A 16,775-nucleotide genomic window follows, 5' to 3' on the forward strand; every position below is an offset into this window, starting at 1 on the left:
GTGAAAGTACTACAAATAGTAGACTGAGCGAGGCTGACACCCTACCCAATTTATAGAAGATTGACTATATTAAGAAGGGCTCTGTCATCCATTGACAGAGCCCTTCTGCTATACTAAAACCAGTCAATGCAACTTATAGAGCATTGGCTGTTTTTTTGATTTATAAAAATTGGGCTAGCAATATAAAGCTCGATAATAAGAAGAGGCTTCTATGCAAATTTACCTCGTAGGCGGTGCTGTACGCGATCGACTGCTCAAGCGTCCTATCAAGGACAAGGACTTTGTCGTCGTTGGCGCTACTGTGGCAGAGATGATTGATGCAGGGTTTCAACAAGTGGGCGCTGACTTTCCTGTGTTTTTGCATCCGACCAGTCATGAAGAGTATGCATTGGCACGCACAGAGCGCAAGCAAGGCTCAGGCTACAAAGGTTTTAGCGTACATGCCAGTCCCGATGTCAGTCTAGAGGATGATTTGCGCCGTCGTGACTTAACCATCAACGCGATGGCAATCGAAGTTACCAGCTTAACTGACGACACCCCGATTAATGGACAGGTCATCGACTACTATGGCGGACTACAAGACTTAAAAGACAAGACATTACGTCATGTGTCCAGTGCTTTTAGTGAAGACCCATTACGTGTGCTTCGGACCGTGCGTTTCTATAGTCGTTACTACGATTTGGGATTTACCATCGCGGATGACACTTTAACGCTGATGCGTCAATTGGTCGATACAGGAGAGCTGGCTCATTTGAGCGCCGAACGTATTTGGCAAGAGTCGAGTCGCGCAACCATGCAGCTATCACCGCAAGTCTATTGGCAAAAACTGTTTGAAATTGGTGCACTCACAGAGTATTTCGCGCCTTTGCATCAAGCTTGGGACAATGTCCAAATAAGAGAAGCAGTGCAGACAGCGTTATACTTTGCAGGACAGATGCATTTAAATTTATCACAGCGTTGGGCGCTACTAATGACTAGCCTGTCTTCATCATTATTTAATAGCGAAAACTCTGAGTCTCCGTCTAACGTATCAACCGCTACAAAAAATATTAACGCTATCGGTAATAAAGCCAAAGTCCCCAAAGCACATACTCAGTTCGCAACCTTATTCGCTCAGCAAGCTGAAAAACTAAGCACAATAAACAGTCTAAATGCGGCTGAAAAAATCGATCTAATCCAAGCCTGCGGTGCGCATAAGGAGCCTGATAAGCTCTCTCAACTGCTAGTGTGCAGTCATGTGTTACAGCTGGCAACACAGCATCGCCAAATGATGCTAGCCCTAAATAGCTTTCACGCTGTCAGCATGACTGACATTGCGCCAGACCTTAAAGGCCCCGCTATTGGTACAGCCTTACGCCAAAGCAGGATTGAACACTTGCAAGCGCAACAATGATATAGACACGTGCACTAGAGAAAAAAGTAGTATTGCTATGAACCAAAAACTTAATGCCTACCAAGCAGAAAATATAAATAACCAAGCGCCAGTGATGCTTGTCACAGGTAGTGCTAGGCGCATTGGGGCGGCTATTGTTAAAGCGGCTCATAGGCAAGGTTACCGCGTCATTATTCATTGTCACCGTAGTGAACAAGACGCTAATGACTTGGCTGACTATCTGAACAACATCCGTGCTAATAGTGCAAAAGTTATCGTTGCTGATTTAACGATAGTCAACGATGGAGCGGCTTTAGACAGCTTTGTTAAAAATATCGTAGAGGCATTTGGACAGCTTGATGTACTGGTGCATAATGCTTCGCGGTTTTATCCTAGCCCACTCGGTAGTATCAATCATGCACAGTGGGATGAGTTGCTTTTGACCAATGCGAAAGCCCCTTTATTACTAAGCCAATCCCTACTACCTTATCTTAAGCAACAACAAGGCTGTATTGTCAGCTTATTGGACATACACGCACATGATAGACCGTTTAACAACTATACTGTCTACAACATGGCAAAGGCTGCGCATCGAATGATGGTACAGTCGCTAGCGTTAGAGATGGCGCCAGAAGTACGGGTCAACGGAGTTGCTCCTGGAGTCAACATTTTGCCTGACCCTACTAGCGACCAAGCTATTGATAACGATCAACAACAAAGTATCATCGATGCTATCCCTATGCGGCGAATAGGCCAACCTGATGAGATTGCTCATAGTGTGCTGTATCTTGTGCAGGCAAATTATGTCACAGGAGAGATCATCACTGTGGATGGTGGACGTAGCCTAACCATAGCTGGCGGTCACCTGTAATACAAAAATACGGCTCAATAAAAAATATCTTGATTACTGCCTATCTTTTGCTTGAAAAATTAAAAAAATCAGGTATCATTGTGCGTCTAACGTTAGGGCCCATAGCTCAGTTGGTTAGAGCAGAGGACTCATAATCCTTTGGTCGTAGGTTCAAGTCCTACTGGGCCCACCATTTTTAAGTATTAATAAAAAAGACCTTCAAGAGATTGGAGGTCTTTTTTATTGTCTACTGTTTTCTTAGTAAATAACAACCATATGTATAAGCATAGATATAGGCACTTTATTCAAGCCTCTCCGCTGACAACGGATAATTATTGATAGTTTTGTAGTGCTGATTTTTTTCAGACCTCTTACGAGCCGCTACAGCGTAATGCGCTAGTTTTAGACCCAAAAAGCCTAACTATTAATATAGATAGGCTTTTCTTAGGTAAACAGGTTTCCTACATCCAAAAGTCAGTAACAGATCTATACACGTAATGACCATCTGTTCGTAGTAGACAGTTTTTATATAATCATTGAAGATGGCTTAATAAAATCCATGTACCGATGGCAATTAGCATCACACCACCAAATATTTCAGCTCTATGACCGATTAATGAACCTAACACCTTACCTAACATCACCCCTAGCGTGACCATTACTGTAGTGGCCAAGCCAATAAGACCTGCCGCCAGTAAAATATTGACCTTTACAAATGCCAGGCTTACACCGACAGCCATGGCATCGATGCTGGTACCAAATGCAGTTATGGCAAGTTTAAGGAAAGAGTGTCTCGACGGCGCTTCTGCCATTTCATCACTTGGCTTCAGTCCCTCATATAGCATGTGCAGACCAAGCGCAAAAAGTATGACAAACGCGACCCAATGATCCCATGCCTCAATAAAAGACGCATCTACAAAAGATGTGGCAGAATGACCAATTAACCAACCAATAATAGGCGTGATCGCTTCAATGGTGCCAAAAGTAACACCCATTCTTAAAGCTTCGGTAAAACGAGGGTTTTTAAGACTTGCGCCTTTACTGATTGCCACAGAAAAGGCATCAGTAGACATAGAAAGCGCAAGTAATAGAAGTGCGATAGGGTTCATGTGATTTTCTCTGGTCGAGTATAGAGTCCACGACATAGCTACACCCCCGACCTGCAGTGTAGATATATCGATGGTCTCGCCAACCGAGAGGTGTTCGCACCATGGCATGTGGCCAAGTATGTTGATACGAACGCTTTCGCAGTACGAAAGCAGGCTACTCCCCAAAGAGAGATTAGATTAGCATTGATACGCTATAAGTCAATCATAAAATGCCAAAAAATAATTTTTGCACCTGATAAAGCGTAAAGTTGGAAACGCTAGCAAATACTCTTGGAGCAGATGAATTCTTTAGAGAGTTATGAACATAAAAAACCCCTTCATGCTAAATTTTCATAGCCTGAAGGGTTTTTTAATGCATGATTTTTTTAATAATCGACGGTATAGCTTAAGCCATAAGTCGTGCCTGAGGCAGGTAAACGGTTCAGATCGCCATACGTGGTTTGATGATAGACCGTTAAATAGTCCTTATTAAGCAAGTTATAAACGCCATAATCTACTCGGCCGACTGGCATATTTACTTGGCCCAATACATCAAGGGTCATATAACCGGTAACTGGTAAGGCACTAGAGTCAGGGTCTTGTTGTTGGTCTTTAAAGGCTTTATCATCACCGCCGATTGCCAGTGCTTGCAGACGAATATTGCTGCCTTCATCGAAATTATACTGAGCAAATGCCGTACCTTTTAGCGGTGTTAGACGTACTGCATCGAGCTCCAGCCAATCACCATCCTTATCGTACTGACCGCGGGTATACGCCACACTGCCGCCTACTTGCCACTTGTCACTGATATCATGACTAAGCGACCCTTCCACGCCATAGACACGCTCATCGGTATCGACAACTTCTACGGTATAGCTGTCAGTAAAGCGCACGACCTTATCTGATTCGTTGTAAAAACCACTTAAGCGTGCTGCTGTATCGCCATGTTTGCCTTGCCAGCCAAACTCGTAGTTATTGGTTGTAATCGGTTGTACGTTGTCTGAATTAACCACAAACCCTGCACGCACATCACGCAGCGCCCGTTGAATATCGGCTGTCGTAAACCCTTGTGAAAAATTAGCAAAAACTTGATCATTCGGTGTTATCTGATAGCTAGTACCGAGATTAAACAAGGTTTTGTCGTGATCTGTGCTACCTTTTTCTACGTTGCCAGCTTGATAGTCAATGCCGTAAGCTGCACTTGTTCCACTGATAGCAGAACTATTAAAATACTCTTCAAGCAGTTGCTCATAGATGGGCGTAAAGGTATCAGTCTCAGATTTTAGCTTTTGGTAACGCACACCAGCACTGGTATGCCACTTGTCAGTTATATCTACATCTGCATTGACAAAAGCGCCCCATTTATCGATGGTAGTATCTGGTCCACCATTATAAGTAAGCCCATTTGTTTGGGCACTTAAGCCATTACTAGCAAGAAACGTATTTAGGTCTTGACCGTAGTAAGTTTGCTCACTGTTTTCGCGCTCGAAATCAGCACCGTAGCTAAACAGTGTCTTTTTGCCTGCGACTTCCGTCTCGGTTTGCATGGCGGCACGTAAGCCCATTACTTCGATATCAGCTTCTGATTGAGTGACAAATGTTGCAGCACTTGCCAGTTTCTTCAGTGTGGCTGTATCAGTTAGACCATTGTTTTGCCATACTTCAGTCGCTTGGTCTCCTGCAGTTTTACCAGAAGGGTAAAAACGGCCTTTCTCATCTCGGTAGTAACCCGTCAAGCTTAGGCTAGACCCTGAGCCTACAAAATCATCGTCGTTATAGCTCAAATTTACTGAGCTTTTTTCGGTATATGGCTCATTTTCTACGTTGGCACCATCAATGGCCTTCAAAGAAGGTTTTGCGCCAAATAACGCTGCCAAACCATCACCATAATCTGGGCCGTAGTCAGTATCTTGCTCATCCTTATAATAAGTCACTGCAAGGTCAAGACGTTGGCTGTCGGTGAGTTCTACACCCAAGCTACCATTCACACTTAGCGATTCGGTATCTTGTTGATCCGTTTGGTTGACATCAGGGCTAACTCGGTCGCCCTTGCTATCAAACTTACCACCTTTGGTCTCATAATCAACATCTAAGCGCCCATAAACCCGCTCACCGCCATATCCTAAAGATTGCCCTACATTATAGCCAAATGAATCTGAATCAAAGTCACGACTGCTACTAACGCCCACTCTGGTTTGTCTAATAGGGCCATAACCCACCAGAGATTTAGTCACAAGGTTAATCAGACCACCTGACGCGCCAGCACCATAGATACTAGTGGCACCCGAAAGCACCTCTACCCGCTCAAGCTGTGACGTATCAATACTGTTAAGCTCACGGGAAAGACTGCGTGAACCGCTTAACGGCACACCATTTAGCAAAAACTGTACTGGACGGCCATGCATGGTGGTGCCGTAGTTACTGGTCGAGCCACTACTGGTACCCAAGCTCGGAATCAGCTGTGCCAAGATGTCACCAGTGGTACGGTTACCCGTCGCCTGCATCTGAATCTCGTTTTCAGTAATTACTTGCGTGACGGCTGGCATCTCACTAATCTTCTGAGCCAGCGCCGTACCCGTTCTAGCTTTAGCCGTGACATTGATAGTGTCTAAAGTCACATTAGGCGTCTCATTAGACACTGTACTTGAAGCCAGTTCCGCTGAATCCTGCGCATTTAATGAAACGTCTACTGCATTGTCGGTTTGTGCATATAATTGCTGACTAATACAAAGGGTAAGAACAGATAGAGCAACTTGATGATGGCTTTTCATAATTTTTTCACTTAGGTTATTTTACTTAGTTGAATAAATAAACAGTGATATGAGTAATATTTAGCTAATAATACTGTGTGTACTAACTTTGTGAAGAGCATTGTAAATGATAATCGTTTTTATTTCCATATGTATTAATATCTTGTTAGCAGCGTTTATTTGTGTTGTTTTCACAGGTATAGTTTGCTATTTAATCTTTGATAATTTCATTAGTCATTGAATAATTTATCTAGCTCATTGTTACGATAGACATTGAAGAAACGTTGGAGTTCCATCTCATCCTCTCTATATTCATTTTGACGACCTGATAATAGCTGCTATGCTACATCAACAGATAATATAAATGCATCATCACTATCCATAATGGCAATATCGCCTGAACGAATAATCGCTATCTGCTTACCTAAGCGACAGGCAATATCGGGCGCTAGCTTACCTTGTGTTTGGTTACTCTTGAAGGTAGTTATAGCGCCGATACCCTGCGCAAACACAGGGAAACCTAACTTACTTTTATCCAGTGGGTGAAAAGGACGATTGATCAAGATGCCCACTGCCCTAAAGCGATTAATGTCTAGTGCCAAAAATCAGTGATATTTCAGTCTTGATAAGTTAAAGAAAACCCCGATACGGGGTGTTTGCCTATGGGGATCGTGGCAATTTGCACGCTGAAGGAATCGTGAATAATAAAATCACCGCGATGACCACCAGTATTTCTTGGATCGCGCTTGCCATGCCATCACTACTACCTGCTGCTAATAACTGCGCACTTCGACTGCCTATATAAAGGGTCGACAGCGTGATAAATATGGTAGAGATGATGCGGCGACTGATGTTATTAAGGGCGGCTCCTTCAGTGACTGAGTCTTTGGGTAAGCTGCTAAACCCAACGGTCGTAGTTGGCAGGTATGCTAGACCCACTCCGACACCGCGCATACTCATAATCAACATTAATAGCCAAAGTGTGGGCTGATACAAGCACCATGCCAGCATCAAGGTAGACAGCGCACTAATCGCAATTCCTACGATGCCAATCCCTCTGGCACCTTGCTTATCTACCATCTTGCCAGCGTAATGCGTGATGATACTGGCCACGAGCGTCGCGACCATCAGGACAACACCTGTCCATAAAGCACTCTCGCCCATCACGTCTTGTATCAACACGGGTAATAACAAGAGACACAGCATCAAACCGACTGTTTGGGTAATGCTAATGATATTACTGTGCAAATAGGTTTTATTGTTAAACAAGCGCACGTCTAATAATGGATGTTTCTGACGCCGCTCGTATGCCCACCAAGCCATCGCGGACAGTAAAAATCCAATAGACAATAAACCCAACGTGGCTATTTTTAATAAGCCGTCACTGTTGAATAAGCCACCAGTAAAATCTATTTTCAGCGTGCTCAGCCAAACCATCATCGCAAGCAGCCAAGTGAGTAAGCTGATAAACCCGATCGTATCGAAAGGGCTCTTTTTTTCATATGAGCGCATGTCAGGTATTAACCACCACACCATCGCCATGACCGCCATACTAAGTGGTAACGTAATGGCAAACAGTGTCCACCACGCAAACTGCTCAACCAAGTAAGCACCGACCAAAGGGCCAAACGCTAATGACATCATAATAACAATGCCCCATAGCGCCATTACTCTACCGTGCTGCTGCTGCGGATAAATCTGATACAGCATACCAATAGACAATGGGATAATCAGACCGCCACTCAGTCCTTGTATGGCTCTGGCAATGATGACAAAGCTCATACTAGACGCCAGCATCCCAATGACTGAGCCCAGCATAAATCCAAAAATTGCCGCCAAATAAACATGCTTAAACGGAAACTTTTTGTTTAAGTAGCCACTCAGCATTAGCCCCACACTCATGGCCAAGACATAAGCATTTAACACCCAGCCCCCCATCACGATATCGACATCAAACGCCGACATAAAGACAGGAATCGCTGGATTGAGCGCACTATTACTAAAGCTGACCACCGTACCGCCGAGCAGTAGTGTCAGTAACACCTGCTGTACCTGTTTGTCGGTAAAGCCATTACCACTACTATTCGAGGCTTCGTTTATAGATGTCTCATTTGTAGAGGTTTTATTTATAGGTGCTTTATTTATAGGGGCGTTGCTCATAAAGCAGTGGCATCATAAAATTGGGTGACGGTCGGCATGACTTGCTCCTAGTTATTATTTTGCTAGCCTATCGAACACGTCATCCAATCTCGCTGAAACTTAGCATCGTTATTCTCATCAAAATGCTGATCAAATAAGATTCGATAGGCCTCTGCTGAATAAAGTCAAAATTGTCGGCTATTTAATGCTTGAAGACATGAGCTATCTATTTACTGAGGCTGGTACCTTACGAATGAGCCATAAGAAGTAGCCACCACCGATAATCGCTGCAATCGTGCCCGCTGGCAGCTCATAAGGGAAAATAACATAACGGCCAATCCAATCCGCTATCACCATCACCCCTGCCCCTAAAAGTGCAGCTAGTGGCAATTGTCGTTCAAGCTTCACAGCTCCCAGTGAGGTAGCTAAGTGAGGCACCATTAAACCAATAAAGCTCAATGGTCCAACGGCAAGCGTGCTGGCCGTACTAAGTGCTGCTACTAATGCCAATAATGACAAAGTCACTGGCGTAACTGCCACACCTAAATTACGCGCCACACCTGTACCTAGTCCAAGAACTCGCAAAGGCTTAATCAGCAGTAGACTGAGTATAAATAAGATAGCGGCAATGCCAATGAGATACCATACTGTACTGGGCTGAGCGCTATAAGTTGTCCCTGATAACCAGCTAAGCATAGCTTCTAGACGCGGATCTCCTGAAAGCTTGACCATATGCATCACCCCATCCATCATGGCGGCAATGCCTATACCTACTAACAATAAATAACCTGAGCTGACCCTGCGTGCCAGCCAAATAATCAATAGCAGCACGGCCATCGCCCCTGACAGTCCTGAAACCAGCAACGTCCCTGCTCCCGCAGATAGCCCCAAACTTGGCAGTAATAAAAATCCTAAAATAACTCCAAGTGCCGCGCCTGAACTGACACCCAATACCTCAGGACTGGCCATAGGGTTACGCGTTAAGGTTTGCAGTAGCACACCGGCCACTGCCAGCATCAAACCTGTGGCAGCAGCGCTCAAACTACGAGGCAAGCGGTACTGCTGCGTGAGCGCCCAGTCCGTACTGAGCCCCCACCCATTGATGTCTTGTACAAAAAGACAAGCCAGCATGATGATAGCGAGCACACCAACGCCCCATCGCCAAAAGGCAATGGATGTATGCTTACCCGCAAGCATCGGTGTCACTGTCTCTATCCGCTCGCGACGCTGACGCAAAATTAGCCAAATAATCAGCGGCGCACCCAAGATACCTGTCATGGCACCAGCTGGAATCTGCATATCGAGTATTGGCTCAAGCAATAACGCAACATTGCTAGTCAATAGTAAAAGCAGTGCCCCTAACCCAAAAGCAGTAGCCAAACGCTTACCAATAGAAGAAATGCCCAGTGCATTGACCAAGCTTGCTGCACCAAGACCAATAAAACCAATTAAGCCAACTTCACTAATCACTAAGGCGGTCACGACTGCGACCACCAGCACAACAAGTGCGCGAATCCCATTAATAGGTACACCCAGACGTTTTGCCTGCGTGTCATCTAGACTCATCAGCGTTAATGGTTTTAGTAATGGTAGACATACGACCGCCATCAAAATAGCCGTGATGACTAGCGATATACTGGTATGCCAGCTGTTTTGTGCCAAAAACCCAGCAGCCCACGACAGCATGCCATTGCTACGTTCAGCGAAGAACAGCACCAGTACATTAGCCACTGCGGCCAGCAAAATATTGACCACCAAACCGGCCAGTATCAAAATCAATGGATTAAATCGACTGGGTGCTGATAAGGCAAATACCAGACCCATACTGATGATAGCCCCCACAAAGGCCACATAAAGTCCGCCATAAATAGCCAAGCTTGGCAAAAATAACGTGACGATAAGCATGGCTAACTGTGCACCCACGCCCACACCTAGCGTCGTATCTGATGCTAGTGGGTTTTTTACCAATTGCTGCAGTAGAATACTGACCACACCTAATAGCCCGCCAGCCAACAACGCCACCACGCTGGTTGCCACTATATGTAGCTGTATCGCCATACTGGCAATATCCAATTGCGAGCTTGATATAAGCAAGTCACGAAGTGGGCGCGTCCATTGCTGATCTATCAGTACCCAACTACTCCATAACGACAAAGCCGCTAGTCCGATGAGCATGGCCCACAGTCGCCAAGACAAATTGGCAAACAAGGAAGTTTGAGAATTGGGTTGGTTCGGTGGCTGATTCAGTGGTGATGATGAATGTTTCGATGACGTTGATGAGGGTGACGATAGCGATGAATCTGAAACCGTTGCTGCTTGAGAGGTTGATGTCATCGTATGAGCACTGTCGGTGTGGTTATTGATAGAGTTGTTGTTAGTGTCTGCATTGGCGCTCATAATACTTCCCCGCCTTTTAATGAAACTTCTGACAAGTTATCTGCTAAGCTAACCAATGATGACATCCCGCCATAAATCCATACTGGTGGTAGCTCGCCCACACAGCGGGTATTGCCATAACCTAGGCGCTGCCAAATCAAGCTATTATCGATTTCAGCTCTAGTAATTGGACTCAGCGGGTCGATAATTAATAGACAAGTCTCATCATCTAATTGCGCTAAATCTCCCATTCGTATTGGCACAAACCCCCACTGATTGCCCTTGCCCAATACCACAAGCTCTCTATTCATCTGCTCTAACGCAGGCTGAAATAAGCTATTTGCCACATACATACGCATGTTATTAGCATCCGCAAACTGTACCACTGCGAATTTATTGGCTTTTGGATAACGCTGCTGGAATTGCTGACTGGCCAGCTGTATGTCTTTCTGACTTTGTACAATATAGTCTTCAGCCATCTTTGGGTTATCGATCAGCATGCCAAGCTTCCGCGTTGGTTCGGTATAGTCCGCCCACGTTGCTGTCTCTCCTTTTGCCGCAGACATTACAGATTCTGCAGGCACATCGCCGTACAAGTTGCGTGCATGCTCATAAAAATAATTATCTATGACCATATCGACAGGCAGTTGAGCGATTAGCTCAGCATTGGGCTGATAACGGATGCCTAAGTCTGTGATCGATATTGGCAGTTTGGGGCTACCCACCCATCTATCCCAAACCCTGACATCACCTGTCGCAATTGGTGCGTGCCCCATCGCTGTCAAAGTCGCTGCATTACCCCAGTCGGGAGACACGATATTCATCCTGTCGCTATGACTGTTTTCTGCTTCTGAGGTAGTGGATGTTTGACTATTACAGGCGGTCAATACCAAGCACAATGTGAGGGCGAACCATTTCAGTGTTGTCATTACTGATACTGACGTCACTATTGGACGTTTCGATAATTTATCTGTATAAAAGACGGGAGGCATAGAAGCGTATCTTTGTAGGCGAATTAAAAAGAAGGAGCAGAAACCAAACGTTAAGCGACTGCGACAGGCTGTCCAGTAATAGGATGACTGAGTAGCTGCATATCGACATTAAAGATATCGTGTAGCACGGTGGGTTGCATGGTACTGGCGATATCGCCGTTATGACATATTTGACCATTTTTCAGCGCGATGACTCGATCAGCATATTGCGCGGCCAAATTAATATCATGAATAATAATTACCACGCTTAAGCCTTGCTCATCCACCAAACGACGAATAAGCTGAATGACTTCGATTTGATAGTGCATATCAAGTGCAGCAAGTGGCTCATCGAGCAATAAGTAACGGGTATCCTGTGCCAGACACATCGCGAGCCACGCACGAGCACGCTCACCACCTGATAGTGTGGCAGTAATTCGATCAGCAAACGCTTCGGTTTGAGTCACTTTTAATGCTTGCGCAACTTTGTCTTTATCTGTTTCAGTTGGCTTTTGCAGCCATTTTTGATGGGGATAGCGCCCTAGCATGACCAGCTCGCGCACAGTAAATCCAGCAGCTTCTGGCAATTGCTGCGGCAGATATGCCATTTGCCGCGCTAACTCCTTACTGCCGTAGTCATTGATAGTGTGCTCATCTAAAGTGACATTGCCGCTACTACTTGCCATCTCACCTGCTAGCGCTTTGATCAAGGTCGACTTTCCAGACCCATTATGCCCAACCAAAGCCACCAGCTGATTGGTATCAATCTCACAAGTCACGTTGTCTAATAGAGTATTTCCTTGACGGCTGATAGTCAGCTGGTTTGCACGTAGCATATAAGCACTCATTGTTGATAAAAATAATATGTCATAAAAATGATTGTTTATCGGTCATCGGTTGTAGACCAATTTTTGACGATCAAACCACAATAAAAATTGATTTTACTCGTAAATGATAACAAAAACAATTATCATTAACTATAAACTCATTCACTTTAATTTCAACGCTCTGTTGATTGCGAGTATTTATATGACCAACCTTCTTTTAGCTTCTACAGAAAACACTGATAACCAAAACAGCCAATACACTCCCCTAAACGATCCTGAAATAGCAAGTGTGGTCGCTCATATTAATGAAGAACACCTTGACGAACTGCTTGGATTCTTAAGTGCATTTACCTCATTATCTACCGCCGAATTGGATCTGGTCGATGCGCAAATAACTGATATTTATGCTGAAGGCATTGCCATACAAACTCGTTCAAAAGGCTCAGAGAAACAACCAACTGACGCTCAAGACAGCTCGCTCCATGACCAGACCTTCTTTATCGCTTTTGCTGCACCTCTCTCCCAGCTTGATGACTTGCAAGCCCAATATATCTTGCTAAAACAGAGAGCAGATAAAAAGCTAGGCAAAAAAACAATCAAACTGACCAAGCAAGTATTTGAGGTACAAGACAGTTATAGAGTTAGCAAAAATATGCTGCGCCTTGAATTGAGCATGCCGTCATTAAATAGTGATACGCCATTAAGTAATACCGCTCAGTTAAGTAATGCTAAGGGCGCAACAAGCTCGACGTCAGTACCTACCAATGAAGCAGGTTACGCATACTTGTTTGATTTAGAACACAATGCAATGAACAACGCATTGATGATAGACAGCACTGATGGCAATAAAGCTGGTGACTATAAAACTAATGGTAGCGATAAGGAGAACGTACGCCCTGCTCGTCCTCACTGTTATTACACTTTGAGAAAAGCATGGCAAGCTGATGATGAGATACGAGCTTGGGTCGATGTTTTTTTGCATGGAGATACGCCAGGCGGCAACTGGGCAGCAGCACGCCAAGCAGGCGAGACCGTCGTCACAAAACGAGAGTTTCCAGAAAAGGTAGAGCACTTACGAGACGGTCAAGCGGTACTAATTGTCGATGAGACCTCAATGCCAACGGCAGCACGACTGCTGGAACTATGGAACAACCCTACGCCACCATTAGTCATTTGTGTGACGCAAGATGCAGGCGATCAAAGTTATTTCGATACAGTAAAAATGCGCAGTGGCCTTGATTGCGAAACTGAAAGCCGCAAGGATGATCATTTTACCGTACTGCCCATAGTAACCAATCAACCAAACTCAGGAGCAGAGTTAGCCACGCTAATCAACAGTAAGTTAGGCGACTATTTGACTAATAACCCTCTACAGATTGATAAAGTTTGGGGAGCACTAGAAGCGAATACTGCAAAAGCATTGCGCCCACTGCTGAAAGACCGATTTGGGCTAAGTCGTACTGATGTCGTGGTAAAGGTATATTGGCGTCACGATTAGTTTAGCCTTATAAAATGAAACTCAAAATCTATCCTATATCAAAACCTATCCTATATATAGTGGATGCTACTGACGCATCCACTATTAATGTTTGCAGCAATGAATGCATGTAGGGTATAGTTTTCATTTTGAACGTTTAATCAATATAGACTATAGGTAGATAGACTTATCGCTAGAATTACCAGTGATAGTCGAGTAGCACCCAAAGACTCACTTCTAATAGACTGTCTAACCCCTGTGCCAGAATGCACTGTTATTTTTCTAACCCAAGGATGATATATGAAAAAACTCAGGACGCCTGATTCGTATTTTGCTAACTTGCAAGATTACGATTTTGAACCGAACTATTTGATGGTCGATGATACAGAAGGTGGTGAGCTGCGCGTACACTACCTTGATGAAGGTCCAAGCGACGCCGACCCTATATTGCTACTACATGGTGAGCCTTCTTGGTCTTATCTGTACCGCAAAGTCATTCCAATACTAACAGCAGCAGGACACCGTGTTATCGCGCCAGACCTTCCTGGGTTTGGACGTTCAGACAAACCTGCATCGCGTACTGACTACACTTATCAGCGCCATGTCGATTGGATGCAATCGGTACTTGATCAATTAGATTTAAAAAATATCACACTGTTTTGTCAAGATTGGGGCGGCTTAATCGGTCTACGTTTAGTAGCAGCGCATCCTGATAAATTCGATCGCGTCGCAGCAGGCAACACGATGCTACCGACTGGGGATCATGATCCTGGCGAAGGCTTTCGCAAGTGGCAGAAGTTCTCTCAGGAAACGCCGCAGTTCAATGTAGCAGGCACCATTAAAAGCGGTACCACAACGACGTTATCACAAGCCGTACTGGATGCTTACGATGCACCCTTCCCTGATGAGTCTTATAAAGAAGGCGCCAGACAGTTTCCTATCCTAGTGCCCACGACACCCGATGATCCTGCTTCAGAAAACAACCGTGCAGCTTGGGTCGTGCTAAGCAAATGGAGCAAGCCATTTATTACACTGTTTAGTGATTCCGACCCCGTAACTGGTGGCGGCGATCGCATCATGCAAAAGCTAATTCCGGGTACCAAAGACCAAAATCATACGACTATCACTAACGGCGGTCATTTCCTGCAAGAAGACCAAGGCGAAACATTGGCTGAGCTTCTACTGAAGTTCATCAACGATAATCCAAAAGCACAGTAATAGATGACAAAAACCCTGATTGCTAATGTACTAGCAATCAGGGTTTTTAGTAATACTATGATGATTGGTCACCGACAAAAGGCGCGAGCTGTCATAACTAAAAAATCTGCTTTTTATACAACCTTACTATACGATATTTTTAAAAATATCATCGATATATTTCTCTACCGCATCATTGTCATTAGTAACCTGCGCATACGTCCTGAGACCTATAATTTGAATTTGGAAATAACGCGCCAGCTCAACTGGATCTTTTTCTGCGCTAATCTCACCGCTATCAATGGCTTGTCCAAAGAGCACGGCAAACGACGCCTCTATACTTTCCAATATATTTGTCGCATGTGCGAGCAAATCTGGACTATCGTTTTGAGTAAGCTCAGCGACTGTCTTTACGATCATGCACATACCACTAGGCGCGGTAGCGCTATTACAGACAATCACCGTATGGATAAAATGTTTTAAGCCATCTAACACTGTGTCTTTTTGTTCAATACAGTCGGCCAATCTCTTAGCACCATCTGCGGCATAGCGATTCAGTGACTCTGTAAATAGTTTATCTTTACTACCAAAAGCTGCATAAATACTACCTGGGTGCATATTTACCACATCTTGCAAATTACGCATTGATGTCGCGTGATAGCCTTTTTCCCAATAGAGATTTTTTGCTTTTTCGATCACATCCTCACGATTGAACTTTATCGGAGCACTCATAATTTTCACCTTAATATCTTTGCCTTAAAATCTATTTTAAGGCAAAGTTTGTATAATCAACCTTAGTTACTGGTTTTAATCACTTTTTATATTATAAGACTTATTAAGTCTCTTTGCTTCGATTAACTATTTTTATCGATTAACTGTTTTTATCAAAGTTCTGCGGATAAAGCGCACGTGCAGCAACATCATCAAACTCAGTTTTGAAATCAATACCTTTAGGAATGTCACGAGCTTTTTGTACCGCTGGGCGGGCATTAATGCTATCAAACCAGCGCTTTAGATTTGGATAATTATCCAAGCCGCCTTCGCCTAGCACGACTGTCGCCTTATCAATCCAGCCCCAAGTAGAAATATCAGCGATTGAGTAGCTATCACCAACCATATATTCACGGCCTTCTAGGTGCGTATCTAGCACTTCATAATGACGCTCGGCCTCACGAAGGTAGCGATTAATCGCATATGGGATTTTCTCTGGCGCTTTATGTCTAAAGTGAACAGACTGACCAGAAAAAGGGCCCAATCCAGATGCTACAAACATTAGCCATGACAGCATCTCGCTACGATCTTCTGGTTGCCCTGCCAGCTTGCCTGTTTTTTCAGAAAGATACATCAAGATTGCCGTAGAATCAAATACGCGTTTGCCATCATCTTCTAGCGCAGGCGTTTTGCCGTTTGGGTTAATAGCACGGTACTCAGGCGTATGCTGCTCGCCTTTTAGCGTATCCACTGCTACAAGCTCATAAGGTAGCCCAGTTTCTTCAAGAAACAATGCTACTTTCATTGGGTTTGGCGTTTGATGAAAATAAAATTTAAGCATAACTTTATCCTATTATATGAAGACAGTCGTCTAATGACCATCAAATCTAGTGACTATACTAATGACTATAAAAACTGTAACGAGATAACAAAAATAGACGTCGAAATTTGAAGCACATTTTTATTGTCTGATATACACTATAACCATAAATGAACGGTCGTTCAAGTAATGTTATA

General features: G+C 44.2%; 13 protein-coding genes, 1 tRNA gene and 1 riboswitch. Of the genes, 5 read left to right on the plus strand and 9 right to left on the minus strand.

Annotation, left to right across the window (positions count from 1 at the left end):
• Positions 1 to 211 precede the first annotated feature (211 nt).
• The 3 genes from AK824_RS08085 to AK824_RS08095 all read left to right on the plus strand — a co-directional run bounded on the left by AK824_RS08085 (position 212) and on the right by AK824_RS08095 (position 2,415).
• Positions 212 to 1,393: a tRNA nucleotidyltransferase/poly(A) polymerase-related protein gene (locus tag AK824_RS08085; protein WP_057760552.1), complete on the plus strand. Its 1,182-nt coding sequence runs from the start codon at positions 212 to 214 to the stop codon at positions 1,391 to 1,393.
• A gap of 37 nt (positions 1,394 to 1,430) precedes the next feature.
• Complete coding sequence (locus tag AK824_RS08090; RefSeq protein WP_082624610.1) at positions 1,431 to 2,243, plus strand: pteridine reductase; 813 nt, start codon at positions 1,431 to 1,433, stop codon at positions 2,241 to 2,243.
• Positions 2,244 to 2,338: 95 nt separating this feature from the next.
• Positions 2,339 to 2,415: transfer RNA gene (locus AK824_RS08095), tRNA-Ile, on the plus strand.
• Positions 2,416 to 2,755: 340 nt separating this feature from the next.
• Here the strand turns inward: AK824_RS08095 and AK824_RS08100 are convergent.
• From AK824_RS08100 to AK824_RS08125, 7 genes are all read right to left on the minus strand, one after another.
• On the minus strand, positions 2,756 to 3,367 hold the full coding sequence (locus tag AK824_RS08100; RefSeq protein WP_264753477.1) for a manganese efflux pump MntP: 612 nt from the start codon (positions 3,365 to 3,367) through the stop codon (positions 2,756 to 2,758).
• A riboswitch (yybP-ykoY riboswitch) is annotated at positions 3,351 to 3,506 on the minus strand. (Overlaps the previous gene by 17 nt.)
• Positions 3,507 to 3,696: 190 nt before the next feature.
• Positions 3,697 to 6,081: a TonB-dependent receptor gene (locus AK824_RS08105; protein WP_057760556.1), complete on the minus strand. Its 2,385-nt coding sequence runs from the start codon at positions 6,079 to 6,081 to the stop codon at positions 3,697 to 3,699.
• Between the two features lie 317 nt (positions 6,082 to 6,398).
• Positions 6,399 to 6,662 carry a hypothetical protein gene (locus tag AK824_RS13545; RefSeq protein WP_156410700.1) on the minus strand — a complete coding sequence of 88 codons (264 nt, stop codon included), beginning with the start codon at positions 6,660 to 6,662 and terminating at the stop codon, positions 6,399 to 6,401.
• A gap of 58 nt (positions 6,663 to 6,720) precedes the next feature.
• Positions 6,721 to 8,220 (minus strand): DHA2 family efflux MFS transporter permease subunit, encoded by a 1,500-nt coding sequence (locus AK824_RS08110; protein ID WP_057760558.1) that lies wholly within the window; start codon positions 8,218 to 8,220, stop codon positions 6,721 to 6,723.
• A 201-nt stretch (positions 8,221 to 8,421) separates the two neighbouring features.
• Complete coding sequence (fhuB, locus tag AK824_RS08115; RefSeq protein ID WP_057760560.1) at positions 8,422 to 10,596, minus strand: Fe(3+)-hydroxamate ABC transporter permease FhuB; 2,175 nt, start codon at positions 10,594 to 10,596, stop codon at positions 8,422 to 8,424.
• Entirely contained in the window at positions 10,593 to 11,567 is a 975-nt protein-coding gene (locus AK824_RS08120) for an ABC transporter substrate-binding protein (RefSeq protein WP_057760561.1), read from the minus strand. The genes fhuB and AK824_RS08120 overlap by 4 nt, the downstream gene beginning before the upstream one ends.
• 50 nt (positions 11,568 to 11,617) lie before the next feature.
• Entirely contained in the window at positions 11,618 to 12,382 is a 765-nt protein-coding gene (locus AK824_RS08125) for an ABC transporter ATP-binding protein (protein WP_057760563.1), read from the minus strand.
• 193 nt (positions 12,383 to 12,575) lie between these two features.
• On the opposite strand from AK824_RS08125, the gene AK824_RS08130 reads away from it, so the two are divergent.
• The gene (locus AK824_RS08130; protein WP_082624689.1) at positions 12,576 to 13,871 is read left to right on the plus strand and encodes a siderophore-interacting protein; all 1,296 of its coding nucleotides are present in this window, start codon (positions 12,576 to 12,578) and stop codon (positions 13,869 to 13,871) included.
• A 279-nt stretch (positions 13,872 to 14,150) separates the two neighbouring features.
• Positions 14,151 to 15,068, plus strand: a complete 918-nt coding sequence (locus tag AK824_RS08135; RefSeq protein WP_057760568.1) for a haloalkane dehalogenase — start codon at positions 14,151 to 14,153, stop codon at positions 15,066 to 15,068.
• Positions 15,069 to 15,194: 126 nt separating this feature from the next.
• On the opposite strand, the gene AK824_RS08140 is transcribed toward AK824_RS08135, so the two are convergent.
• The gene (locus tag AK824_RS08140; protein WP_057760570.1) at positions 15,195 to 15,779 is read right to left on the minus strand and encodes a TetR/AcrR family transcriptional regulator; all 585 of its coding nucleotides are present in this window, start codon (positions 15,777 to 15,779) and stop codon (positions 15,195 to 15,197) included.
• A 139-nt stretch (positions 15,780 to 15,918) separates the two neighbouring features.
• A complete protein-coding gene (locus AK824_RS08145) occupies positions 15,919 to 16,599 on the minus strand; it encodes a glutathione S-transferase family protein (protein WP_057760571.1) in 681 nt (226 codons plus the stop codon).
• Positions 16,600 to 16,775: the final 176 nt, after the last annotated feature.

This window comes from Psychrobacter sp. P11G3, assembly GCF_001435845.1.
Lineage (GTDB): Bacteria > Pseudomonadota > Gammaproteobacteria > Pseudomonadales > Moraxellaceae > Psychrobacter.